Origin of the sequence: Acaryochloris sp. 'Moss Beach' (assembly GCF_021497025.1) — a bacterium.
Classification (GTDB): domain Bacteria; phylum Cyanobacteriota; class Cyanobacteriia; order Thermosynechococcales; family Thermosynechococcaceae; genus Acaryochloris; species Acaryochloris marina_A.
Genome location: NZ_CP071717.1, coordinates 2,707,569 through 2,729,836, shown reverse-complemented (window position 1 = coordinate 2,729,836; position 22,268 = coordinate 2,707,569). Strand labels below are relative to the sequence as shown.

Sequence of the window (22,268 nt, the reverse complement as noted above, 5' to 3'; positions counted from 1 at the left end):
GTATGAGTACTGATTATTCTTGGCTTATATGCCATCCATCCAAACGAGATGAGAAAATTTTGCAACCCTTATTTGAGGAAGCTGTAAAATCAGCGATTCTACTTCCTCAATCACAAGCTGTTCTCCAACAGTGGCAACAGAATCCCGATCACCTTTTCCAAGACTGGAAAACAGAAACAGGTTGTGACACTTACAATCACTTCGTCTTAGCCTTCGTGATCGAGAGTATCCAAAAATTATGGCATTCTCTGGCTACCCCAGAAGGTAAAAATGGCTTCCACTTTAGTCCTGACAACTGTACTGACATTCTCAGTGTCAACAGATGCTCAATTGGCGCAATTCTTGCCTATGGCTTAGGTCCCCAAGGCTTTGCCCAACTTCCGGGCTTTATGGGAAACATCTTTTAACCCATGATGAGATAACTGCAAGCATCCAGACCGTTAATCGAACGCTGGAGACTGTTAATGTTTCAGTTTTATCTGAACGGCTTCAACAATTTTGCCCAAGTGATAGCACATACAGCCAAGCCTTAGACATCTTCCAAGCTCTCCCTAGAGAATTACAGAGAGCACAGGAATCGCACAGAGGTTTTATGACGATTGGCATGCTGATGTCTCAGGAAAAAATAAGATGTTAATTTTCGACACTTCCATAACGTGTCGAAAAACACTTGGCTGATATGTCAGCAGCAATGACATAAGAACAATCAAAAGTCAGTATCTGAAAGTCTTTTTTCTCTTCAACCCATCCTCTATGACTGTCATACCATTGTGGTAAGGCAGAGACGTAAGTAGAGTAGCCTATCTCCATTTCATCCAAAATTGTTTGATAGTCCAAGATCAGAGTTTCTGAAGCTTGGGTAATGACATCACCACCTCTCAACAACTCATATCTACTGATATTGAAAGGCATCCAAGTCCCTACTCGTTCTTGATGGATGCAATACCAACGACCAAGCAGGCCGTTTACTTCAGCCTCTTCTAGAGGATTAGGAATCACCACAGACTTTATGGGTTGCTGATAACGCCACAAAAGACAATGCTCTTGCGAAAGATGGATCTTTCGTGAATATCCCAATGAGATTGAATTAGCTTGAACTTGTTCTAAATCCAAGCGCCAATACTCAGTCATTTCTACCCCTGGCTCTGACAGAATAGCCATTTGTAGCCTCAGCACTATGCTCAGATGCCCTCGATTTTTTCGCTGTTTCACAGACAAGATCTCTATAAATCCTGTTTCATCAAAGTCTTGCGTATTGATGGTGTCGACAAACGTTTCTAGCATTTCCACTCACATTGCAGACTAACCTTTACGGTCATAAGAAATGTTATTCAAGCTGAAGGATAGGAATTTCAAGGGACTCTCTAACTAACTGTTCCACTTTGTTGTTTAGAACTATCCTTTCGCTCATGAAGCTTGTAACTTTGATATCAAATGCTTTTTAACAAGATTGCTCATCCATCTCACAAGATATAGGCTGTAACGATATGCGAAACAGGCAAGTATTGATCACAGGTGGTACAGGCGGATTAGGACTAGGCGTGACGCCCAAAGTTTTAGCCACAGGGGCAGAAGTGACGCTACCTTACATTGCTGAATCAGAAGTAGAGCGCTTGAAACATATCCTCTCTCCCGCAGAATTAGTCAGAACTCATTTTGTGCCCACAGATCTAGGACAAGAAGCCTCGGTCGCAGAACTTGTGGAAGGCATGGATCGAGTGGATGCCCTCATTCACCTAGTTGGGGGATTTTCCATGGGTAAAACCCATGAATATGCCTTTGAAGACTGGCAGCGAGATTTGAATCTGAACCTGAATACCACATTTTTGGTTTGCAAACATAGCCTTAAACGGATGTTGCAGCATAGCTATGGCCGGATTGTTACTGTGGGATCCAGAGGAGCAGTAGATCCGGGAGGACAATTAGCCGCCTACTGTGCTGCTAAAGCAGGGGTGGTGGCATTGACGAAAGCGATCGCAGATGAAACCAAAGGCACCAACATCACTGCCAACACCGTATTGCCTAGCATTATTGATACCCCCACAAATCGAGAAGCCATGGGTGAAGCCAACGCCGACCAATGGGTTAAACCCAAATCCTTGGCAGACGTGATCTGCTTTCTAGCCTCCGATGCTGCACAGGATCTTCGCGGCGCTGCGATTCCCGTATATGGAAATGCTTAATCTCATTGCCAGCCATCGAAAAGGTTATTACACCTATAAATTCTCTTTTCATACCTATAAAAAGTGGAGCGTATTGCTAACCGCGCTCTTAGTATCCGGCTGCGGCAGCAGTCCGACATCTGCGAATACCCCAGAAGAAATGTTTGCTGCAGTTCTCCAAAAGCCCATTCCAGCCAGCATCACCCAATTACAAGGTGTAGGAGATACCTGGCAAGGCTATCAGTTATTTTTACGGTTTCAGGCTGCGGAGGCTAATATCCAATCTCTTCTGCAGTCAGGATATAAATCGGTGGATTGTGATGCGATCGCATCCAATTTTCGCCTCCCTGATCCAAGCTATGACCGATTCGATCCACCCTGGCAACCTCAAGTAAGTTCTAAAAACGAATGCTGGACTGCAAACCCAGTCAGTAACTCATGGACTGGTTTTGGCACTCACTATTTACTCATAGATCGCCAAAACAATCAGATCTATTTCACAGGCACAGGAGCTTAATGCGATCCCAACCATAAGTCATAGTGGCTGTTGGATAAAACCAGCTTGAGAAAAATGTTTATCAAACGTGAACGCAATGCTTAGATCAAGCTGCTCCATCACAATAAAGGAGATACAGTCGGTTAATGAGTAAGCTTTATCCTGGAACTGTTGAAAATATTGCCATCCCTGCTCAAATAACTCTTGATCAACATGGATAAACTGAACAAGCGAACTGTGTAAGAGACTATTACCAATTTTCTTGGCTCTTGCATGGTATCCCCGACTATTGAAAAAAGTGACTGTTTCATCAAAGACGTATGAAGTTGTCACTAATCGAGGTACATTGGGCTGCAGTTCTTTCCAGTGGCGAGACGCAATCAAATGGTTTTGGTCTTTTGTCAATTCTAGAGCCAGCAAATAGCTCGTATCGATAAATACAGTTGTCATCAACGATGAAGATATCGATCATGATTGATGGAAGCGTCACTAATATCATCATCAATTGGATGTTGCCCCAGCTCTAGAATGGGGTCTGTTGAACTGACTGGCGCAACGACTATGTGATTTTGTTCTTTGCGAATTTCAACTTCATCAACATCTCCTAACAACTGCTTAGGAATAAGAACACCTTGCTGAGTAACTTTGGCTTTCATCATGCTTTTCGGTTGTGATTCACTTATACCCTAACGTAGCGGAGTCAACACATTGTCATACTGATAGCTTCTGGCAAATTTTTTCTCAGCTACAAACGCAACACTCAGTAACGTAATTACGAAATTAGTTATGAGTCACGCAGGCCCACTGTTCATCCGCTTTTCTAAACCCATAGAACTTTGTCGATTTTTGGTCTGCTTGAGAGGGTTTACCCGGCACCCATAAAGTATGCACTGCAGCTTGTAGATGTCTTTTGGTTCGCGTAGGCAGAGCAGCCCTGAATAAAAATCTTCGCTTTTCTTGAAATTTTTCTGCAGGTAACCAAATTCGTTGTTCCACCTTCCACAACATCAAGATAGACCAATCAAACTCTGGTAACCCTAACCTTGAATATCCACTGCTTCCATAACCGGTTGGCCTAGCAAATCCTCCAGCAGCTTTCCAGCGTGTTTGGTGAGGGCGTAACCAGTGAGAACAAGCACCCAGCTGAGCATAAACAGGTCTCTTAGTCAGACAAGAGTCTAACTCTGCTTCCAAGTCTTGCAATAGGGTTGCGATCTCAATCTTCCAAAATTCAGGATCATCGTCTGACTGCAAACCATTCAGCAACTGCTCTGGATAGCCCACTACTGTTGTCATTAATACCAAAAGTGCAGAATACTCTTTCCTCAATCTGGCACATCAAGTCAGCACCATCAACATAAAGTCCCACAAAATTGAAGCAAGCTTTTTGAGTGACTTGATTCAACCTAGTTGAGAATTACCAAAGATCCTGACAGAGGAATCAACCTAGGAAATCAGGGTATGATACAAACATTGATATTTGTAAATTATTATCAATGTTTGTATCTCAGTCGAGACTCGACTCAGTGCGCGATTTCCTAAAAGAAAACGTCTTTTACGGTCAAGATCCCACACCTGAGCTGCTGGCCATATTGATGGTCTATTTTGTTCAGGGAATTTTGGGATTAGCTCGGTTAGCCGTCAGTTTTTTCCTGAAGGATGACCTCGGTTTAACCCCGGCTCAAGTAGCCGCCATGATGGGAATTGCCGCTCTCCCTTGGGTGATTAAGCCAGTCTTTGGGTTTATTTCCGATAGCGTGCCTATCTTTGGCTATCGTCGCCGGTCTTATCTCGTCTTATCAGGGATACTAGGATGTCTAGCCTGGGTGGGAATGGCCAGCATCGTCCACACTTCCCTAGCAGCTACCATTGCCATTGTTCTCAGTTCCTTTTCCGTGGCCATCAGCGATGTAATCGTTGATTCCCTCGTCGTTGAGCGCGTTCGGCAAGAATCTCAAAGTGATGCGGGTTCCCTCCAATCTCTCTGCTGGTCTGCCACCGCTCTGGGCGGGATTATGACTGCCTACTTTAGCGGTTGGCTGTTGTCCCACATGAGTACCCAAAGGGTTTTCCTGATTACGGCCACCTTCCCGTTGCTCGTTTCTGCCGTTGCCGGACTGATTGCCGACCCTAAAGTTAAGACCCAAATCAACTTAGATTCAACCAAGCATCAGGTGAGGCAACTCTGGCAAGCCATCACCCAAAAACAAATTTTGCTGCCCGTTATCTTCGTCTTTCTCTGGCAAGCTACCCCCAGCTCTGAAGCCGCCTTTTTCTTCTTTACCACTAATGATTTAGGCTTTGACCCGGAATTCCTAGGTCGGGTGCGCCTGGTGACTAGTCTGGCCGCATTGCTAGGCATCTGGGTATTTCAGCGCTATCTCAAAGCCGTTCCTGTACGCCGCATCTTTTTATGGAGCACTTTAATTGCTGCAGCCCTCGGCATGACCACCTTACTTTTAGTGACCCATGCCAATCGAGCCTTAGGCATCAATGACCAATGGTTTAGCTTGGGCGACAGTCTGATTCTGACGGTGATGGGACAAATTGCCTATATGCCCGTGTTGGTATTGGCCGCTCGCCTCTGTCCTCCTGGCATCGAGGCCACCATGTTTGCCCTGTTGATGTCTGTAAGTAACCTAGCAGGCCTGCTCTCCCACGAATCAGGAGCGCTGATCATGCATTGGCTGGGCATTACTGAAACGAATTTCCAGCAATTGTGGCTGCTGGTCACGATCGCCAATCTCAGCACTCTCTTACCCCTGCCACTCCTCAACTGGCTGCCTGCCCAAGGTACCGATGTCCTGCATCAAGACCTGGCTTTAGATATCACTCCATCCGTCGAGCCTCTTTTATCTGAGTCTCTCGCTGTTGAACTTATTACCGAACCTCGTAATTGAATCCCTATGACCGTTTCTGCCTCCACCCGCAACACCTACCTCGACCATAACTGGCAGGGAGGTCACCAATCTCTCAAGGATGAATACGACTATGAGATCGCAGACATAGACGGTGAAATACCTGCCGACTTAAGGGGCACCCTATTTCGCAACGGTCCGGGACTATTGGATGTCAACGGTACGCCACTCCAACATCCTTTTGACGGGGACGGGATGATTTGTTCGATTCAGTTCGATCAAGGTAAAGCCCATTTCCGCAATCGCTTCGTCCGCACGGAAGGCTACCTGGCAGAACAAAAAGCGGGCAAGATTCTTTACCGTGGAGTATTTGGCACCCCTAAACCTGGCGGTCTACTGGCCAATGCCTTTGATATCAACTTCAAAAATATTGCCAACACTCACATCATCTATTGGGCAGGTAAACTCTTAGCCCTCTGGGAAGCCGATCAGCCCTATCGTCTCGATCCAGCTACCTTAGACACTCTAGGTTTAGAAGACTTTTCCGGTCTCCTCAATCCGGGGGATCCATTTTCTGCCCATCCCCGAATTTTGCCCCATGCTGACGACGATCGTCTCGTCAACTTTGCCATTAAGCCTGGTCTATCTAGCCAAGTAAAACTCTTCGAATTTGACCAGGCAGGCGAAGTGGTTCATCAGCAGCAGTTTGTCATTCCAGGATTTGCCTTTATCCACGATTTTGCCGTTACCCCCAACTACTACATCTTTTTCCAAAATCCCGTTATCCTCAACCCCATTCCCTTCCTATTTGGCCTCAAGGGAGCCGGGGAATGCATCTCCTTTAAGCCTGGCAATCCCACTAAAATCTGGCTCGTGCGGCGCGGCGATAATAATACAATCCCCCAGCAGTTAGACACCGAGGCCTGCTTTGTCTTCCATCATGCCAACGCCTATGAGGCAGATGGTCAGGTGATTGTGGACTCCATCTGCTACGACACTTTTCCTGGCTTAGAATCGGGGATTGATTTCCGCAATATTGATTTTGACTCGGTTCCTCCCGGCACCCTCTGGCGATTCCAGATGAACCCTGAGACCGCCACCGTCGAGAAAACACCGTTAATCAAACGGAGCTGCGAGTTTCCCACCCTGAACCCAGCTAATGCAGGCCATGACTATCGTTATGTTTATATTGGCGCTACCGATGCCAGCACTGGCAATGCTCCCCTGCAAGCCATTCTCAAACAGGACGTCAAAACGGGAGACGAACAAGTCTGGAGTGCGGCCCCCCAAGGCTTTATGGGTGAACCCGTATTTATCCCCAAACCCAACGCCACTCAAGAAGATCAAGGCTGGTTAGTGGCCCTCGTCTACGATGGTGTTCAGGATCGATCCGATGTGGTGATTCTAGATGCTGAGCAGGTGAAGCAGGGACCCATTGCCCGCTTGCACTTAAAGCACCATATCCCCTACGGTTTACATGGCAGTTTTACGTCAACGCTGTTCTAACCCACCATCCGCACCCCAACCCCAATGCCCCAAAAGCTATTATTTGTGTGCCTAGGCAATATTTGCCGTTCACCTTCCGCAGAAGGGATTATGAATCACCTGCTGCAACAAGAACAGCTCACCCATGCCTATCAATGTGACTCGGCGGGTACCAGTAGCTATCATATTGGTGCTTCCCCAGACCGGAGAATGGCAGCGGCTGGCTTGCGGCAAAACATTGTGCTGACCGGCAACAGTCGGCAAGTACAGCTCGAAGATTTTGCCGACTTTGACATCATTCTGGCTATGGATCGCCAAAATTATCGCGATTTGATGGAGATGAATCCAGACGAGCAATATGCCAGCAAAATCCACATGATGTGTGATTTTTGTACTAACTTTGCCGATAAAGAAGTACCCGATCCCTATTACGGGGGACCTTCAGGATTTGATTATGTAATTGATCTACTGCTAGATGCCTGCAGTGGTTTATTAGAGGATCTGCAAAAGACCGGTTAGTGATCGTCGTCGATGGCTCCTAGCAAATGATGTTCCATCGCAAACCGCACGATCTCTGCTCGGTTACTCGTTTCTGTTTTTTGCAGCAGTTTACTGACATACTTTTCCACAGTGCGAGGGCTGAGATGGAGTTGTTCGCCAATTTGGGCATTGGATAGCCCCTCCGTCAGCAATAGCAAAACTTGCTGTTCTCGCTGGGTCAGATTTAGAGCATTAACAAACGCGGTATCCACCGAATCACGGCTGGGAGTAGCCTGAGAAACCGCCTGGATCTCCGTTTGTACAATTTGCACTCGGTCTAAAAGGCTACGAATCACGACTGCCAATTCTTCCAAGTTAAACGGCTTGGCCAAGAAGGCATCACAGCCCAATTTATACCCTCGAATCCGCTCTTGAGTTTGGAAGCATTCCGTTAAATAGATGACGGGGAGCAATCGAAATGCGGGTTGTTGCCGCACCAGTTTCACTAACTCATAGCCATCCATCTGTGGCATTCTAATATCAGTCACTAGCAGATGGGGGCGGTACTGTTGGACTAGCTGCCACGCTTGTTTGCCCGTTGCGGCTGCAATTACGGTATATCCCACTGCTTCCAGATAGTCAGTGACCGCTAATCGAATACCCGGTTCATCATCCACGATCAACACGGTTAAAGGCATAGAATATCGAGTGCGCTTTGCAGGTATAGTCTCTTTTGTTTAGTTATAACAATCCCTTGACGCCATTCAGTCTCCCTTCATCAATTGCAAGCAATTCGGATCAAACAGGTAATGTAACGTATTCTTTCGTTATTCCGATTTACAACGAAGAAGACAATATTGCTGAACTGTATCGACGCTTGCAGGCCTTAATCACAACCCTGGATGGTCCTTCAGAACTGATTTTGGTGGATGATGGCAGTTGCGATCGCACCCTCGCTTTACTACGCCAACTGCACCAAGATGATCCGTCCGTTCGTTATATCAGCTTAGCCCGCAACTTCGGCCATCAAATCGCCTTGACTGCCGGTCTACAGTTTGCCGCTGGCCAAGCCATTATCGTCATGGATGCCGACCTCCAAGATCCACCCGAAGTCGTTCCGGATCTGATTCAACAATGGCAGCAAGGCTACCAGGTCGTTTACGCTCAGCGAATCTCACGACAGCGAGAAGGCCTCATCAAACGCTGTACCGCCTACCTGTTTTATCGATTTCTCCAGCAGCTCTCCAATATCCACATTCCCACCGACACCGGTGACTTTTGCCTCATGGATCGGCAAGTCGTGGATTTACTCAATAAAATGCCCGAGCGCAACCGCTATATCCGAGGTCTTCGAGCTTGGGTGGGCTTCCGGCAAACTGCCATTACCCTCCATCGCCCCCCTCGATTTGCTGGAGACGTCAAATATACCTTCCGCAAATCTCTCACCCTGGCCCTCAGCAGCATTATGGCTTTCTCCAAAGTGCCTTTACGCTTAGCCACATACCTGGGGTTATTTGCATCCGCCCTCGCTGTCTTTATGATGTTCTTAACCCTCTACTGGCGATTTTTCAATCCTTCCAGCCAGTTGATCGGCTACACCATGATTACCATGGCGATCTTTTTCCTCGGGGCTGTCCAGCTCATTTGCCTCGGTATTTTAGGGGAGTATGTCGGCCAAATTTACGAAGAAATTAAAGGTCGTCCCCTCTATACAGTCAAAGAAATAGGCAACATCCCCACCCCGCAAACCGCCTACTCTCAGTCATCATCAATACCTCACGCCCACTGAGTTTGCTCCTACATATTCGCGCCCCATGGCTCTTCAATCTCCACACAAGAGCATTTCTTGGATTTGATAGGCTTGGACAAGAAGACCAATCGTATTCCTGCGTTGGGAGCCGAGCCATATGTCTGTTCAATCATCCTCTAAGGTTCAAAAAAATCTGGTTATGGGGGAAAAAATTTTCCCCCCATCCACTACGGCAGTTTTTAGGCTTATTATGCTTGTCTTTCTTGCTGTCCTTAGCCTGCACACCAGCAGCATCTAATCGGTCTGCACCACCGGACAATCCAAATGTCGCAGCCCCCCCTCCGACCCTAGCGGCCACTCCCATCAATCGCCCAGCAATTGTTTTCCCTAACGATGCAGGCATTATTAATATCACCGGCTTTGGGGCTATTCCTAACGATGGCCAAGATGATACCGCTGCCATCCAAGCTGCCATTTCAGCTCATCCGACTAAAAATCATATTTTTTACTTTCCCAACGGAACCTACGACATCAGCGACATGCTGACTTTGGCAGGCAGCCAAAAGCGGAATATTTTTCAAGGGGAGAGTGAGCAAGGGACCGTTCTGCGCCTGATGGACAATGTACCTTCCACCTATGCCAAAGCAATTCTCAATTTTGGCCCAGCCCCAGCCCAGCGCTTTCGGAACGCCATCCGTGACATGACTGTCAATGTCGGTCGCAATCATCCCACAAGTATTGGCGTTCAATTTAATGCCAGCAATCAGGGCACAGCTCAGAATGTGACCATCCTCTCTGAAGACAGAAAAGGAAATATTGGTCTCGACATGAGCTATACGGACGAAATTGGCCCGTTATTGATCAAAACAGTCACCGTTAACGGCTTTGACTATGGCATAAAAACCCGTTGGCCCACCGCTAGCCAAACCTTTGAAAATATTACTTTGCTCAACCAAAACATCTGTGGATGGCGGAACACCAATTCTCAGAAAGTGTTTGCCCGGAAAGTTCGCAGCCAAAATACAGTATCGGCCATTATCAACGATGGAGAAGCAGGCTTTGTTCTACTGGATTCCACCTTAACCGGATCTGGCGCTGCAGCCTCTGAGCCTGCCATTAGCAATCAGAAATCCATGTATATTGATCGGACCCAGACCACAGGATATAAGCTAGCGGTCAAAAGTAACGTCAATTGGGGCCGTGGCAATGGCAATATTCCTAACGGCAAAATTACAAATTATCTAGCCAATGGCTTTGGTAAAAACAGAAAAGGAGGACCTGTCACTCTTTTTCCCTCTGCCAACCAAATGTTAGGACTTCCGATTAAAGAAACACCAGACATTCCTTGGGAAACCGATCTGAGCAAATGGGATGGTCCCCATAAACATCTTCTCGGCACCAGCGGTCTTCCAGATGATGATTTAGATGACACACCTTCTATTCAGGCAGCCATCGACTCTGGGGCAACGACCGTTTACCTCCCTAGAGGCACATGGACCATCAATCAATCTCTAGAACTTCGGAATAATGTCCGCCGGTTGATGGGCACAGAAGCCAAAGTCAAAATGGCGAAGAATGCGGTGATTCGAGTGGGCCCCGGTAAGGCTCCCAGTATCACGATTGAGCGACTAGAGAAGGTAGAAACCATTGAACATACCTCTCAGCGCACGTTGGTGCTGAACAATTTACTAGGATTCCACTATGTCCCTAAAACCCCAACACCTGGAGATGTTTTTATTAATGACTGTGTAGGCTCTTCAGTCATCTTTAAAAATCAAAATGTCTGGGCGCGACAGCTCAATCTAGAAAGTAATACCCAATCTCAACCCAACATTACCGCCAAAGTGCTGAATGACAATGCCCGGGTGTGGATTCTGGGCTATAAAACAGAAGATGAGGGCACAACCATCAAAACGATCAACGGTGGCAAAACGGAATTGTTTGGTGCGGCTCATGTAGGGAGTGGTGTCTCGAATCCTGATAATCCCCGGTTCATCACGGAAGACTCATCTTTTTCAGTAGCCGGTATTTACGGTAAAGGCTTCTCCATCATCGCCAGGGAAACCCGCAAGGGGAAAACCCAGACGACTGATGATTTAAAGAATGCCGATGCCTATATTGCCTATCCCCAATAAGGTATCCACAAAATTTCCCCCTGAACAGTCGTGTTCAGGGGGAATTGATTAAGAGGTAATTTTTGAGCTTAATCGCGGCAACCAGGCCAATGTTCTTCATCTTCGGGAGGCTGGTCAGCAACGATGGGTGTTAACGCACAATCATTTTCTGAATCGATCAGAGCAGGCTCAGCCGTATCTGTAGCAGCGAGAAATGAACGCATAGCGTTGGCAGTGCTGGCAAAGACACTCACCAAGCTCACGGACAACACCAAAATTACGATTTCTTTCATTCTCTTAACCCTTTAGACAGTTGGCTGAAGGATGGGCTTGTATGGTCTGGATACTCAAATTCTGAAGATCTTCTCTTAAAGAATTCAATCTATCTACAAACTTAACCCAGATTCTCCATCAGCAATATTAACAGTTGATAGTCTACTCACTAATGCTGTAGACCGTAGGTCAATTTAAATAGTTCCCCATATTACTTAAGATACCCGTTATTGATCGGCTATGCTAACCCCGAATTTGAATGGGCATAATTAAATATGTGATTTGACGTCCCGAGATGGGAGATAAAACTGCTGGCATCGTCGCTGAATTCATTTGCAGCTGAACTTCCTGACTATCAAGGGCTTTTAATCCGTCACTCAAATATTTCACATTAAACGCGATGTCTAAATCCTCACCTGAGATTTGTGCTGGCAAACGTTCTTCTCCCATACCCAACTCAGGAGCTTCTGCAGACAGAGCCACTTGCTGCTCAGTGCTATCTACCTTCAAGCGAATAATATTGTTTTTACGAGCAGCTAACACCGCAATGCGCTCAACACTACTGAGCAGCAGTTGCCGCTCAACCGTCACTTGCCGCTCAAATTGCTTAGGAACGAGTTGAGGATAGGCTGGATATTGACCTTCCAGCAATCGGCAGCTGAGCTGCTCTGTTCCTTGCTCTCCAGTTAGCTCAAAAATAGCCTGATTGGTATCAAACCTGAGAGCGACATCGGCATTCACCCGACCTAACATCCGCTCTAGTTCCCGCAAGGCTTTAGCAGGCATGGTCATGGTCATGGGTTCAGGGGTTACTAGATCGGGGAAATTTGCGATCGCAAGTCGATGCCCATCCGTTGTGGCAAATTCAAACCCTGACTCTGAGGTGTTGAGATGCAGCCCCGTTAGAATTTGTTTACTTTCATCGGTACTGGCTGCAAACAGCGTGGCTTGCAATCCCTCTAAAAAAACATCTGTAGGGAGATCTAGTGCTGGTATATCATCCAAGCTGGGAAGTCCAGGAAATTCCTCTGCCACTAACCCCTGCATTTGGTAATGACCCGAATCACAGGTCAACGTCACAGCTGTGTCATCGGTTTCAACTTCAATATCGCAATTGGGTAAGCGAGACACAATATCGTTGAGAAACCTTGCTGGCAAAGTCAAAGCGCCTGTTTCTTCTACTTCTGCAGCAATCCAAACTTGAATTCCTAAACTCAAGTCAAACACGGTCAAGCCAAGGCGTTCAGTTTGAGCTGTTAATAAAACATTAGCCAGAACTGGGTGCGTCGGATTCGAGGGTACGACTCGGCTGAGGAGTGACAGTTTGGAATTTAGATCACTTTGCTGACAGACCAACTTCATAACGCTTCTAAGGACTTCAACACTTTCTAAACTCTGGGAGCAACATCGTAACATCATTGCCCTGTCCCACAAAGTTGAAAGGAATATTGCTCAAAAATTGAGCCTATCTATATTCTCCTCTTTTTAAATTTAAATAATAGTAGTAATAGTAGGGCCTGTGGAAAATGTGGAAAAAGTAGAAAACTTTATTGATAACAAGGCTTTAGTGGATCACTTACCTGTGGAAAACTTGTGGAAAAGATCGGGGGGTTTTCCACAGGGTGTGAATTAATATTTTTTTCTCCACAAGATACCCTAGTTTTCCACAAAAGTTTCACCAGTGTTTTCCACAGAAAAATGGCAGTTTTCCACAGGGGTGAATTGGAGGTTTAGAATTCTTAATAAAAGATTTAATATTTTGTGTTTATTTTTTCTATAATCCTTATTCAGTAAAGCTTTGATGGAATGATTGGGGGGCACTGAAGAAAATTGGATATCAAGGGGTTAGGAGTACGTTAATAATCCATAGATATTGTGCAAAATCTATAGTGCGGTTTTCTTACACATAACAAGATGTTGCCAGAGTTCAACATATCTGGATCGACGCACTCTGACCTTTCCCTATGGCAGAAGCCATCATCTTGATGGGCTAGCCTTAGGGTTGATTGGCAAGCTTAATCCGATCGCCTAACTGCCGTAGTGACTGTGAGAGTTCTGGATTCTTTTTTTGTAGGTCTGAAATTTTGTCACAGCTATACATGACGGTGGTGTGGTCTTTGCCACCGAATTCATCGCCAATTTTAGGCAGGCTGAGGTCTGTATGTTGACGCATTAAGTACATCCCAATTTGTCGAGCCAGGCTAATTTCTCGGCGGCGGGAATTGCCTTTGAGATCATCAATAGAGATCCCATAAGTATCAGCGACAGCATTAATGATGCTTTCTGGCGAAGCTGAGATTTTTGCAGTGGGTGGGTTTAGAACTGGAGCGATGTTTTCCACATTCATGGGAAGTCCAGAAATAGAAATGTAGGCTACCGCTCTGATCAGAGCACCTTCTAATTCTCGAATGTTGGAAGTGTAGCTAGAGGCAATATATTCAATGACTTCTCTAGGGAGGCGGATATTTTCATATTCTGCTTTCTTCTGCAGAATTGCCATTCGAGTTTCTAAGTCAGGGGGCTGAATATCCGCAATCAAGCCCATCGAAAATCGTGAGCAGAGTCGCTCTTGTAATCTTGGAATTTGACTTGGGGGACGATCAGAGGCCAAAACGACTTGTTTACCCGCTTCATGCAGGGTATTGAAGGTATGAAAAAACTCTTCTTGGGTGTATTCTTTGCCTTCAATAAATTGAATGTCATCGACTAACATCACATCCACAGCACGGTAATGTTCTCGAAACTTTTGCATGCCATCTTTGCGAATGGCGGCAATCAAGTCATTCGTAAATTGTTCAGTGGAGATGTAGAAAATGCGTGAGTTGGGAGAAATCTCCAGTCGGTAGTGGCCGATCGCTTGCATCAGGTGAGTTTTTCCCAAGCCAACGCCACCACAGAGAAACAGGGGGTTAAATTCTCGCCCTGGAGATTCGGCAACTGCTAAACAGGCCGCATGGGCCATGCGATTATTGGGGCCTACCACATAGCGAGAAAACACATATTTTGGATTGAGACTGGCTTGTTTTCGTTGGGAGCTGTTGGTTTTTTCAGCAGGGCTAGAGGCGGGGAGTGGAGAGGCAACCTCAGGAGCAGAAATCGTGGCGCTGGAATCCCCCTGGGCAATTTCAATTTGAATTTCGACGGGATGACCTAAAATCTCATGGACTACATCTCGAATGGTTTTGACATAGTACTTTTGCAACCAATTCCGGGCAAACGGGTTGGGAGTGCGAATCACCAGGCGATGCTCGTCTAGCTGTTCAGCACTGGCGGTTTTAATCCAGGTTTCGAAAGTGGGGCGGCTGAGCTGCAGCTGCAAACGCTCCAAAACTTGGCTCCAAAGAGTTTCAAGAGAAGTTTCCATGGATTACCTCGACAGCAAGCTGAGCAACATTGAGCGTAAGGGGTTTCATCGGGTCTGGCAAGAGTGGGTGATAAGATTGTAAACTATGGATTCTGGGTCAAACGCTCGACCTAAATGCCTTGACCTTGTAAAATCTTTTGACTGAATAAATTATGACTAAACGAACCTTGGGCGGAACCTGCCGCAAGCGCAAAAGAACGTCTGGATTTAGAGCTCGGATGCGCTCTCAGAGTGGCCAAAATGTAATTGGATCTCGACGACGCAAAGGCCGTAAGCGTTTATCCGTGTAGAGCAAAGTCAGTGAGTTTAAGGCCGCCTAAACGTTTTAAACCCATGCTGATGACTCAGGCTGAATGTTAGCAACCCCGCATCGCTTGAAAAAAAACCGAGATTTTGGTGCTGTGTACCGTAAAGGTAGCCGCCAAAGCACTAAATACTTGGTTTTAAGAACCCATCGATCTGGAGTGAATGCAACAAAAATCCCGATTCGAATTGGGTTTTCGATTAGCCAAAAAGTGAGTAAACGAGCCGTTGTTCGTAATCGAATCAAGCGGCAGCTAAGAGCGGCGTGTCACCAGCTTCTGCCTGAATTACAGCCAGGTTGGGATGTGGTAATCGTTGTTCGGACAGCTGCCGTTCAGTGCGATTACTTTCAATTTCTGCAACAATTAAGACAGTTATTTGCAGACGCGGAGATCCTAAATGGGTATTAAAGAAGAGGTCTACTACGAAGGAGGACCTCATATTGGTGATTTACTTTTAAATTCTGTTTTAGCTTTAACTATATTTTTTTATTCCGCTGACAATTGGTGCTCTGGTCAGAGCGCTTTGGCTACGATTTCGGATTACCAGTCGGCGTGTAACAGTCAATGGTGGCTGGTTTGGTCGTACCCGGACAGATGTGGTCTATTCAGAAATTTCTGAAGTGTCTGTGATCCCCAGAGGGTTAGGCTTTTGGGGAGACATGCTGATTATTTTAAACGATGGTAGCCGCATCGAGTTGAAATCTTTGCCGAAATTCAGAGATATTGCTGCTTATATTGAAGAAAAAGTGGAAGCGAAGTCTCAGGCAAAATCCACTGTTGTGAGTGGTTCTGCATCTTAAGAATTTGGGTTGGGCAACCTGAGAATTCAACATTTGTTGCTCAGATGAGTATGATGGAAAGGATTGTCTCAGTTTGTGTTCAATCTTAAAATAATGTTGGGATTGGCTGGCTATTTGCTCACAGTATGCGTTACCCGTAAAATCATGCTTGTTAAAGAGTAGATGCTCTTCAATGTTCTGAAAACAGTGAGAGGCTCAGTCAACTCTGTATTTTGCTAATTTCCGCCCTTAGGTCAGCTATACACGAATGAACTTTATTGGATTTATCTCGGACAACATTATGTTGCCGATCCTGGATTTTTTCTACGGGGTCGTGCCTAGTTATGGATTAGCCATCGTTGCCCTAACGTTGGTGATTCGTTCTGTTTTGTATCCGGTAAGTGCGGGCCAAATTCGCAACATGCGGCGAATGAAGGTCTCACAGCCTGTGATGCAAAAGCGCCAAAAAGAGCTACAAGAACGATACAAAGACGATCCAGCTAAGCTGCAAGAGGAGCAAACCAAGCTGTTTAAAGAGTTTGGTAATCCCCTGGCCGGATGTTTTCCGCTGTTAATCCAAATGCCGATTCTATTTGCGTTGTTTGCAACCCTGAGAGGATCGCCCTTTGCCAACGTTAACTACACTGCGAACTTAAAAATTCTCCCCCAAGATAAGATTGCAGAAGTTCAGCCTGAGACGTTCACCACAAAGTCGCAGAATATTTTTGTCGCTGAGCAAACTCACTATCCAGTGGTTGGTATTCTGCCTTCCGGTAAAGAGTTAGGGGTTGGGCAGTCCACTGATTTTCAATTTCAGACGATTGGCGGTAAGCCGCTTCAAGATATTATTCCTGAGTCTGAAGCTGGCAATATCGTTCCCACCTGGACCGTGACAAAGGGTGAGGATCGAGTAAGTATTGACGAAAACGGCCATATTATTGCCCTACAGCCTGGTGATGTCACTATTCAAGGTACCTTGACCGGCATTGCTGCAGAAAAAGGATTCTTATTTATTAAAGCTCTAGGCCGCGTGGGTGCAGTCGAAGGCGAAATCTTTACCACTACAGACGACGGGGCTCAGTTTAATGCGAATGCGATCCATTGGGATATTTTACTGATGGTGATCGGCTTTGGCGTGTCTTTATACGTCAACCAGTTATTGTCAGGACAGGGAGGGAATGATGATTCTGGGTCCCAGCAACAGGCGATGACTAAGTACATGCCGGTGATGTTTTCGGGCATGTTTTTATTCTTTCCCCTGCCCGCAGGTGTACTGTTGTACATGCTGCTAGCCAACATTTTTCAGACCGTTCAAAGCTATTTCTTGTCAAAAGAGCCTTTGCCTGAGAACCTCCAAAAAATTGTGGATGAGCAGGAGAGAAAAAAGGCTAAAGAAGAGCGAGCATCGAAAGTGGTGGCTGAAGATGGTGAGCGGGGTGCACTTCCCTTTGAACCTGAGTATTCTAAAAAGAAAGCATCGAGTTAATGCCCATGAGTGAGTCGAATGTTCAGCAAGGACAAGAATGGTTGTCCCATTTGCTAGGCCATTTGGGAATTGAGACCCCTGTCAGTAGTGATAAGCCGGATATTGCCCAAACCAAATTTAAGGATTTTGGTGGTTTCTGGCTCACCATTGATGATAGTGGCTTGTCCCCTGAACAGGTTGACTTACTGATTGGTCATGATGGTCGGATGTTAGATGCGATTCAATATTTGATCAACTCCACGCTCAATCTGGGTAAGGATAAGGAAGATCGGACTGCCTATACGATTGAGATGGCGGATGTTCGGGTTAAGCGCTATGAAGAGTTGAGTCAATTAGCTATTCAGGCTGCTCAATCTGTTCGAGAAACAGAGCAAGAGTACGTTCTGCCTCCCATTAATTCAGCGGAACGGCGATTAGTCCATACGATGTTGTTTGATGAGTCAGACTTAGAGACGGTTAGTCGTGGTCAAGAGCCAGATCGCCGTTTGGTGGTGATGTTGGCGACAGGTGAGTCTGCTGAAGAAGATTAAGTAGACAAGGGATGGAGAAAGGTTTCTCGCGATGGACAAGGTTTACATCCCAGATATAGAAAATGCTCTCCGGCAGACGATTGTTTTAGAGGTTGATGAGTTTTTATCAGAACTCACTTCCTTAACGGCTGTGCAGGGGCATGTCACCTTAGTTCACCAGGGAAATTACCTGCAGGTGAGCACGCAAGCGAAAACGATTGTGACCCTGAACTGCGATCGCTGTTTGCAGCAATATAATCATCGGTTGGCTGTGGATGCCTCAGAGATGATTTGGCTTTCAGCAGAAGTGCCAGAAGCTGAGCCTGGCTTAGAAATTGAAGTTACCCTCGATGACCCCGTGGAAATTCTATTTCCCCAGGGAGATTTTAGTCCTGAAGACTGGCTGTATCAGCAGCTCAGTCTGCAACTTCCCCATCGACAGCTTTGCGATCAGAATTGTGAAGGCTTGCTAGAAGAGGCAGAGAAAATTGAGCAGCCTATTGACCGACGTTGGGCTGCATTAGAGTCTTTAAAAGAGCAAATGCAAGGGAACTAAGGCTTTTCTTGTTCACAGGCCCCAATATTGACCCAACTGCTAGAGCCATCGGCCCAGTGTTCTTTTTTCCAAATGGGAGCATTGTGTTTGAGGGTATCAATGGCGTACTGACAGGCGGAAAAGGCTTCAGATCGGTGAGGACAGCCAATTGCTACGAGGACACTAATCTCGCTAATTTTTAGATGGCCAGTGCGGTGGTGGATGGCAATCCGGTTGACCTCTGGCCAGCGCTGGCGAATCTCAGTAGCGATGGTTTGGAAGACTTTGAGAGCCATGGGTTCATAGGCTTGATACTCAAGGGAGAGAACCTCTTGGCCGTCTGTTTGATCACGGACAGTACCGCTCATCACTACAATGGCTCCGTTATGAGGGTGATCGGCGTGGCGATAGAGGTCTTCGAGGCTGAGAGGGGCAAAGGTAATCAAAAAGTGATCGTCAGTTTGAGAAGTGGAGCTAGGGGCCATAGATAAGGGCATTGCTGGAGAAGGAAGCTGCCTTTCTATCATGACTGATTAATTGGAGGATGGAGCATGACTAGAGAAGGGCACAGGACCCTCTGGTACTAGAGCAAGATCAAACACTTGGGCAAACTGATGGAGTAAGGTTGCAGTAACCTCTACACTGTCGAGATTGGGAATAAATTGAGTTAAGCTGCCGACGGCCCGATTTTGGATGCCGCAAGGAACAATTTGGTCAAAGCCAGACAAATCAGGGTTGATATTGAGGGAAAAGCCATGCATGGTAATCCAGCGACTGACTTTAATGCCGATGGCTGCGACTTTGCAATTGTTTAGCCACACCCCAGTCAACCCAGGAATTCGCTCTGCTGCCAATCCATAGATATCTAGAGTGCGGATAATCACTTCTTCTAGCTGCCGCAGATACCAATGCAAATCGGGTTGATGGTGCTTGAGGTTGAGGATGGGATAGCCCACAAGCTGTCCGGGACAATGGTAGGTCACTTCTCCGCCCCGTTCGATGCGGTGGAGAGCATGATCCGATTGATCAGGATTGAATTTGAGAAAGTCTAGGCTGGCTCCTTGCCCGAGAGTATAGACGGGGGGATGCTCTAGCAGGATCAGTGTATCGGGAAGTTGAGGATTGTGAATGCGATCGCACACCAGTTGCCGCTGCCAATCCCAAGCTTGTTGGTAGTCCACCAGACCCAGTTGGTACAGCCAACAAGGACGGAGAGATGAGTCAGACGCCATAACCGATGGATGTGATGAAATCAAGGGTGTTTTCCAGTAATCCTAGGTTGGCAGCATTTAAGAATTATCACGGGATGCGAAGCAAGTTGAAGACAGAGCAGAACAGTCCCCCCTTGCAGAATACAAAATGTTAGGGTGAGGTTAACACTGACCATTAGGGGAGGCAACCCTATGAAGCTTGTTATTCATGGCAAGAATATTGAGATCACCGATGCAATTCGTGAGTACGTCCACCAAAAGATCGAAAAGGCTGCCAGTCATTATCAGAATTTAACTACAGAAATCGATGTACATTTGTCGGTTGCTCGTAATCCTAGAATAACGACCAAGCAAACAGCGGAAGTTACCCTATTTGTAAATGGTTCTGTCATTCGGGCAGAAGAGAGTTCAGAAAATCTATACGCCAGCATTGACCTGGTCGCTGACAAAATTGCTCGCCAGCTCCGTAAGTACAAAGAGAAGCGGCAGACGAAAGGGCCTAATAAAGGTTCTAATCGTTCAAAAGCTGTTGCTCTCCAAATTACAGAAGAGCAGCCACTGATTGGGGATTTGACCAGCGATCGCGCTCCGGAATTACCCGAAGAAGTGGTGCGGTGCAAATACTTTGCTATTGCGCCCATGTCGATTCATGACGCCCTTGAACAGTTGGACTTGGTTGACCATGATTTCTACGTGTTTGAAAATGCAGACACGGGTCAGCTGAATGTAATTTACGAACGGAATCATGGTGGATATGGGGTGATTCAGCCTCGCCAGGGTAATCCCAGCACCAACGGTCAAGCGAAACAAACTGATTTTCAAACCGTATAACGTTTGCTAAGTCTGACAATATAAACCCCTGCTTTGTCAGGGGTTTAGTGCTATTTATGGACTATCTTGAGGGCCTTGATTGAGAGGATAATTTCGGCAAAGCCCCCTAGTTGAGTACAATATTGCGGTTGCTTGAGTTGTGTCTTGCCCTGGGACTGGGCAGTCTATGAGTACCTTCCCTCGCAGTCCAACCGATTACATCACCATGCGGATTTATGCAGACTTCTGACCCCCAACCCTCTAACGGTGGATTTCGTTCCCTGATGGATAATCGGGCCTTTGTGGTCCTGTGGGCGGGACAGATTATTTCACAGTTAGCGGACAAGTTTTTTTTTGTACTGCTAATTACCTTGGTAGGCGACTACCAACCCCCAGAAAATATTGAGAACTCCATGCGGTCATCGGTGATGATTGCCAATACATTGCCAGCAGTGTTCTTTGGATCTGCAGCGGGCATTTTTGTCGATCGATGGTCGAAGAAGCAGATTTTATGGACCACAACCTTGATGCGGGGCTTGTTGACCTTAGTCATTATCGTGTTGCCCAAGTCTCTACCTTTCTTTCCACTGCTGCTAACGGTCGCGTTTTTGGAATCGATCTTGACCCAGTTCTTTGCTCCAGCTGAGCAGGCGGCCATCCCCGTGTTGGTTAAGCCCCGTAACCTAATGCCCGCGAATGCGCTATTTACGACGACGATGATGGGCTCTTTAGTCGTTGGCTTTGCCGTCGGAGATCCCCTGCTAAGCTGGTCACAAAATTGGGGCGGTGTGAATGGTCGAGAATTGTTGGTGGGCGGATTGTACGTGCTGTCGGCGATTGTCCTGGGGATCATGCTGCCCTTGCGCGAGAAAAAGCATAACGAAGCGGTGGCCTTACATCCCTTTAGCGACTTGAAATTAGGTTTCGCCTACCTGCGTAAAAATCGGTTGATTAGTAATGCAATGGTGCAGCTGACGATGCTGTATTGCGTTTTTGCAGCTCTGTCGGTTCTATCGATTGGTTTAGCAGAAAAAGTGGGCTTTGAAAAACCCAGCCAGTTTGGCTTCTTGCTAGCAGCGGCTGGGGTGGGCCTGGTGATTGGAGCGGGTGTCTTGGGCCAATGGGGAGACCGATTTCACCATTTACCCTTGCCCCTATTTGGGTTTATCAGCATGGGCGTGGTGCTGATGCTGTTTTCGTTTATCCATAAAGACTGGTTGGGGGTTGACCTCAGTATTGCGTTGAGCCTGAGCTTGAGCATGTTCTTAGGGATAGGGGCCGCGATGATTGGGGTGCCAATGCAGACTCTGATTCAGGTCAAGACACCGCCAGATATGCGGGGTAAAGTGTTTGGATTCCAGAACAATGTGGTCAATATTGCTTTAAGCGTGCCTTTGGCAGTTGCCGGTATTTTGGCAGATGTTTTAGGGCTGCGGCGAGTGTTGATTGCTATGGGGATCACCGTCGTAGTGGCGGGTTTCTTGGTTTGGCGTAGTACCCGGAAAGTCTTGCAGGACGTGATTTAACGTCTCTTGTTGTAAACTCTTCTGCAATTTCTCTCGACAGGTTGAAGTCACTCCGCTTAAACTATATAGATCTATACAATTGTCACTTCTCAACGGACGATAAATACTCTTTTTGCAATTGGATC

The 22,268-nt window shown here is 46.6% G+C and carries 25 protein-coding genes and 1 pseudogene; 16 read left to right on the top strand and 10 right to left on the bottom strand.

Features of this window, described 5'->3' with window-relative positions:
• The first annotated feature begins 2 nt into the window (after positions 1 to 2).
• On the top strand, positions 3 to 407 hold the full coding sequence (locus HRE53_RS12835) for a hypothetical protein (protein WP_235110882.1): 405 nt from the start codon (positions 3 to 5) through the stop codon (positions 405 to 407).
• A gap of 226 nt (positions 408 to 633) precedes the next feature.
• Here the strand turns inward: HRE53_RS12835 and HRE53_RS12830 are convergent, their stop codons facing one another.
• Positions 634 to 1,131: a hypothetical protein gene (locus tag HRE53_RS12830; protein ID WP_235110881.1), complete on the bottom strand. Its 498-nt coding sequence runs from the start codon at positions 1,129 to 1,131 to the stop codon at positions 634 to 636.
• Positions 1,132 to 1,487: 356 nt separating this feature from the next.
• Between HRE53_RS12830 and fabG the strand changes: the two genes are divergently transcribed.
• Positions 1,488 to 2,183 carry a 3-oxoacyl-ACP reductase FabG gene (fabG, locus tag HRE53_RS12825; RefSeq protein ID WP_235110879.1) on the top strand — a complete coding sequence of 232 codons (696 nt, stop codon included), beginning with the start codon at positions 1,488 to 1,490 and terminating at the stop codon, positions 2,181 to 2,183.
• A complete protein-coding gene (locus HRE53_RS12820) occupies positions 2,176 to 2,679 on the top strand; it encodes a hypothetical protein (RefSeq protein WP_235110876.1) in 504 nt (167 codons plus the stop codon). Before fabG ends, HRE53_RS12820 begins: the two co-directional genes overlap by 8 nt.
• An 18-nt stretch (positions 2,680 to 2,697) precedes the next feature.
• On the opposite strand, the gene HRE53_RS12815 is transcribed toward HRE53_RS12820, so the two are convergent.
• From HRE53_RS12815 to HRE53_RS12805, 3 genes are all read right to left on the bottom strand, one after another.
• Positions 2,698 to 3,108, bottom strand: coding sequence for a type II toxin-antitoxin system VapC family toxin (locus tag HRE53_RS12815; RefSeq protein WP_235110874.1), 411 nt, complete (start codon positions 3,106 to 3,108; stop codon positions 2,698 to 2,700).
• Entirely contained in the window at positions 3,108 to 3,317 is a 210-nt protein-coding gene (locus HRE53_RS12810; RefSeq protein WP_235110872.1) for a hypothetical protein, read from the bottom strand. Before HRE53_RS12810 ends, HRE53_RS12815 begins: the two co-directional genes overlap by 1 nt.
• A 121-nt stretch (positions 3,318 to 3,438) precedes the next feature.
• A complete protein-coding gene (locus tag HRE53_RS12805; protein ID WP_235110870.1) occupies positions 3,439 to 3,954 on the bottom strand; it encodes a hypothetical protein in 516 nt (171 codons plus the stop codon).
• A gap of 200 nt (positions 3,955 to 4,154) precedes the next feature.
• Here HRE53_RS12805 and HRE53_RS12800 point away from each other — a divergent pair, with 200 nt between their 5' ends.
• The 3 genes from HRE53_RS12800 to HRE53_RS12790 are packed head-to-tail and all read left to right on the top strand — an operon-like array spanning position 4,155 to position 7,520.
• Positions 4,155 to 5,558 carry a folate/biopterin family MFS transporter gene (locus HRE53_RS12800; protein WP_235110868.1) on the top strand — a complete coding sequence of 468 codons (1,404 nt, stop codon included), beginning with the start codon at positions 4,155 to 4,157 and terminating at the stop codon, positions 5,556 to 5,558.
• A gap of 6 nt (positions 5,559 to 5,564) precedes the next feature.
• Positions 5,565 to 7,022 carry a carotenoid oxygenase family protein gene (locus tag HRE53_RS12795; protein ID WP_235110867.1) on the top strand — a complete coding sequence of 486 codons (1,458 nt, stop codon included), beginning with the start codon at positions 5,565 to 5,567 and terminating at the stop codon, positions 7,020 to 7,022.
• Between the two features lie 24 nt (positions 7,023 to 7,046).
• Positions 7,047 to 7,520, top strand: coding sequence for a low molecular weight protein-tyrosine-phosphatase (locus tag HRE53_RS12790; RefSeq protein WP_235110866.1), 474 nt, complete (start codon positions 7,047 to 7,049; stop codon positions 7,518 to 7,520).
• Here the strand turns inward: HRE53_RS12790 and HRE53_RS12785 are convergent.
• Complete coding sequence (locus HRE53_RS12785) at positions 7,517 to 8,179, bottom strand: response regulator transcription factor (RefSeq protein WP_212663777.1); 663 nt, start codon at positions 8,177 to 8,179, stop codon at positions 7,517 to 7,519. The two genes, HRE53_RS12790 and HRE53_RS12785, sit on opposite strands and share 4 nt — an antisense overlap.
• A gap of 83 nt (positions 8,180 to 8,262) precedes the next feature.
• On the opposite strand from HRE53_RS12785, the gene HRE53_RS12780 reads away from it, so the two are divergent.
• Complete coding sequence (locus HRE53_RS12780; RefSeq protein ID WP_315876591.1) at positions 8,263 to 9,270, top strand: glycosyltransferase family 2 protein; 1,008 nt, start codon at positions 8,263 to 8,265, stop codon at positions 9,268 to 9,270.
• A 215-nt stretch (positions 9,271 to 9,485) separates the two neighbouring features.
• Positions 9,486 to 11,366, top strand: coding sequence for a glycoside hydrolase family 55 protein (locus HRE53_RS12775; RefSeq protein ID WP_235110864.1), 1,881 nt, complete (start codon positions 9,486 to 9,488; stop codon positions 11,364 to 11,366).
• 68 nt (positions 11,367 to 11,434) lie between these two features.
• Here the strand turns inward: HRE53_RS12775 and HRE53_RS12770 are convergent, their stop codons facing one another.
• The 3 genes from HRE53_RS12770 to dnaA all read right to left on the bottom strand — a co-directional run bounded on the left by HRE53_RS12770 (position 11,435) and on the right by dnaA (position 14,982).
• Positions 11,435 to 11,638, bottom strand: a complete 204-nt coding sequence (locus tag HRE53_RS12770) for a hypothetical protein (protein ID WP_235110863.1) — start codon at positions 11,636 to 11,638, stop codon at positions 11,435 to 11,437.
• A 223-nt stretch (positions 11,639 to 11,861) separates the two neighbouring features.
• Positions 11,862 to 12,980: a DNA polymerase III subunit beta gene (gene dnaN, locus HRE53_RS12765; RefSeq protein WP_212666450.1), complete on the bottom strand. Its 1,119-nt coding sequence runs from the start codon at positions 12,978 to 12,980 to the stop codon at positions 11,862 to 11,864.
• Positions 12,981 to 13,614: 634 nt separating this feature from the next.
• Entirely contained in the window at positions 13,615 to 14,982 is a 1,368-nt protein-coding gene (gene dnaA, locus HRE53_RS12760) for a chromosomal replication initiator protein DnaA (RefSeq protein WP_212663769.1), read from the bottom strand.
• 152 nt (positions 14,983 to 15,134) lie between these two features.
• Here dnaA and rpmH point away from each other — a divergent pair, with 152 nt between their 5' ends.
• The 6 genes and pseudogenes from rpmH (at position 15,135) to HRE53_RS12730 (ending at position 18,617) form a co-directional block, all read left to right on the top strand.
• Positions 15,135 to 15,272 (top strand): 50S ribosomal protein L34, encoded by a 138-nt coding sequence (rpmH, locus tag HRE53_RS12755; RefSeq protein WP_212663768.1) that lies wholly within the window; start codon positions 15,135 to 15,137, stop codon positions 15,270 to 15,272.
• A gap of 63 nt (positions 15,273 to 15,335) precedes the next feature.
• Positions 15,336 to 15,695, top strand: coding sequence for a ribonuclease P protein component (gene rnpA, locus HRE53_RS12750; protein WP_212663767.1), 360 nt, complete (start codon positions 15,336 to 15,338; stop codon positions 15,693 to 15,695).
• Positions 15,685 to 16,087 (top strand): annotated as a pseudogene (locus HRE53_RS12745) (PH domain-containing protein). Before rnpA ends, HRE53_RS12745 begins: the two are co-directional and overlap by 11 nt.
• Positions 16,088 to 16,334: 247 nt before the next feature.
• Positions 16,335 to 17,552: a membrane protein insertase YidC gene (gene yidC, locus HRE53_RS12740; RefSeq protein ID WP_235110862.1), complete on the top strand. Its 1,218-nt coding sequence runs from the start codon at positions 16,335 to 16,337 to the stop codon at positions 17,550 to 17,552.
• Between the two features lie 5 nt (positions 17,553 to 17,557).
• Positions 17,558 to 18,082 carry a R3H domain-containing nucleic acid-binding protein gene (locus HRE53_RS12735; RefSeq protein ID WP_212663764.1) on the top strand — a complete coding sequence of 175 codons (525 nt, stop codon included), beginning with the start codon at positions 17,558 to 17,560 and terminating at the stop codon, positions 18,080 to 18,082.
• Between the two features lie 31 nt (positions 18,083 to 18,113).
• Positions 18,114 to 18,617, top strand: a complete 504-nt coding sequence (locus tag HRE53_RS12730; protein WP_235110860.1) for a DUF177 domain-containing protein — start codon at positions 18,114 to 18,116, stop codon at positions 18,615 to 18,617.
• On the opposite strand, the gene HRE53_RS12725 is transcribed toward HRE53_RS12730, so the two are convergent.
• Both HRE53_RS12725 and lipB read right to left on the bottom strand, forming a co-directional pair.
• The gene (locus tag HRE53_RS12725) at positions 18,614 to 19,093 is read right to left on the bottom strand and encodes a molybdenum cofactor biosynthesis protein MoaE (protein ID WP_235110858.1); all 480 of its coding nucleotides are present in this window, start codon (positions 19,091 to 19,093) and stop codon (positions 18,614 to 18,616) included. The genes HRE53_RS12730 and HRE53_RS12725 overlap by 4 nt on opposite strands.
• A gap of 36 nt (positions 19,094 to 19,129) precedes the next feature.
• A complete protein-coding gene (gene lipB, locus HRE53_RS12720) occupies positions 19,130 to 19,852 on the bottom strand; it encodes a lipoyl(octanoyl) transferase LipB (RefSeq protein WP_315876494.1) in 723 nt (240 codons plus the stop codon).
• A 147-nt stretch (positions 19,853 to 19,999) separates the two neighbouring features.
• Between lipB and hpf the strand changes: the two genes are divergently transcribed.
• Together hpf and HRE53_RS12710 are read left to right on the top strand one after the other, a co-directional pair.
• On the top strand, positions 20,000 to 20,638 hold the full coding sequence (hpf, locus tag HRE53_RS12715) for a ribosome hibernation-promoting factor, HPF/YfiA family (RefSeq protein WP_212663760.1): 639 nt from the start codon (positions 20,000 to 20,002) through the stop codon (positions 20,636 to 20,638).
• A 215-nt stretch (positions 20,639 to 20,853) separates the two neighbouring features.
• Positions 20,854 to 22,143 carry an MFS transporter gene (locus tag HRE53_RS12710; protein WP_212663759.1) on the top strand — a complete coding sequence of 430 codons (1,290 nt, stop codon included), beginning with the start codon at positions 20,854 to 20,856 and terminating at the stop codon, positions 22,141 to 22,143.
• Positions 22,144 to 22,268: the final 125 nt, after the last annotated feature.

Bases quoted from the DNA above. Each gene is read 5' to 3' on its own strand.
- HRE53_RS12835 (WP_235110882.1), top strand. From the start codon at position 3: ATGAGTACTGATTATTCTTGGCTTATATGCCATCCATCCAAACGAGAT.
- HRE53_RS12830 (WP_235110881.1), bottom strand. From the start codon at position 1,131: ATGACTGAGTATTGGCGCTTGGATTTAGAACAAGTTCAAGCTAATTCA.
- fabG (WP_235110879.1), top strand. From the start codon at position 1,488: ATGCGAAACAGGCAAGTATTGATCACAGGTGGTACAGGCGGATTAGGA.
- HRE53_RS12820 (WP_235110876.1), top strand. From the start codon at position 2,176: ATGCTTAATCTCATTGCCAGCCATCGAAAAGGTTATTACACCTATAAA.
- HRE53_RS12815 (WP_235110874.1), bottom strand. From the start codon at position 3,108: ATGACAACTGTATTTATCGATACGAGCTATTTGCTGGCTCTAGAATTG.
- HRE53_RS12810 (WP_235110872.1), bottom strand. From the start codon at position 3,317: ATGATGAAAGCCAAAGTTACTCAGCAAGGTGTTCTTATTCCTAAGCAG.
- HRE53_RS12805 (WP_235110870.1), bottom strand. From the start codon at position 3,954: ATGACAACAGTAGTGGGCTATCCAGAGCAGTTGCTGAATGGTTTGCAG.
- HRE53_RS12800 (WP_235110868.1), top strand. From the start codon at position 4,155: ATGTTTGTATCTCAGTCGAGACTCGACTCAGTGCGCGATTTCCTAAAA.
- HRE53_RS12795 (WP_235110867.1), top strand. From the start codon at position 5,565: ATGACCGTTTCTGCCTCCACCCGCAACACCTACCTCGACCATAACTGG.
- HRE53_RS12790 (WP_235110866.1), top strand. From the start codon at position 7,047: ATGCCCCAAAAGCTATTATTTGTGTGCCTAGGCAATATTTGCCGTTCA.
- HRE53_RS12785 (WP_212663777.1), bottom strand. From the start codon at position 8,179: ATGCCTTTAACCGTGTTGATCGTGGATGATGAACCGGGTATTCGATTA.
- HRE53_RS12770 (WP_235110863.1), bottom strand. From the start codon at position 11,638: ATGAAAGAAATCGTAATTTTGGTGTTGTCCGTGAGCTTGGTGAGTGTC.
- dnaN (WP_212666450.1), bottom strand. From the start codon at position 12,980: ATGAAGTTGGTCTGTCAGCAAAGTGATCTAAATTCCAAACTGTCACTC.
- dnaA (WP_212663769.1), bottom strand. From the start codon at position 14,982: ATGGAAACTTCTCTTGAAACTCTTTGGAGCCAAGTTTTGGAGCGTTTG.
- rpmH (WP_212663768.1), top strand. From the start codon at position 15,135: ATGACTAAACGAACCTTGGGCGGAACCTGCCGCAAGCGCAAAAGAACG.
- rnpA (WP_212663767.1), top strand. From the start codon at position 15,336: ATGTTAGCAACCCCGCATCGCTTGAAAAAAAACCGAGATTTTGGTGCT.
- yidC (WP_235110862.1), top strand. From the start codon at position 16,335: ATGAACTTTATTGGATTTATCTCGGACAACATTATGTTGCCGATCCTG.
- HRE53_RS12735 (WP_212663764.1), top strand. From the start codon at position 17,558: ATGAGTGAGTCGAATGTTCAGCAAGGACAAGAATGGTTGTCCCATTTG.
- HRE53_RS12730 (WP_235110860.1), top strand. From the start codon at position 18,114: ATGGACAAGGTTTACATCCCAGATATAGAAAATGCTCTCCGGCAGACG.
- HRE53_RS12725 (WP_235110858.1), bottom strand. From the start codon at position 19,093: ATGCCCTTATCTATGGCCCCTAGCTCCACTTCTCAAACTGACGATCAC.
- hpf (WP_212663760.1), top strand. From the start codon at position 20,000: ATGAAGCTTGTTATTCATGGCAAGAATATTGAGATCACCGATGCAATT.
- HRE53_RS12710 (WP_212663759.1), top strand. From the start codon at position 20,854: ATGCAGACTTCTGACCCCCAACCCTCTAACGGTGGATTTCGTTCCCTG.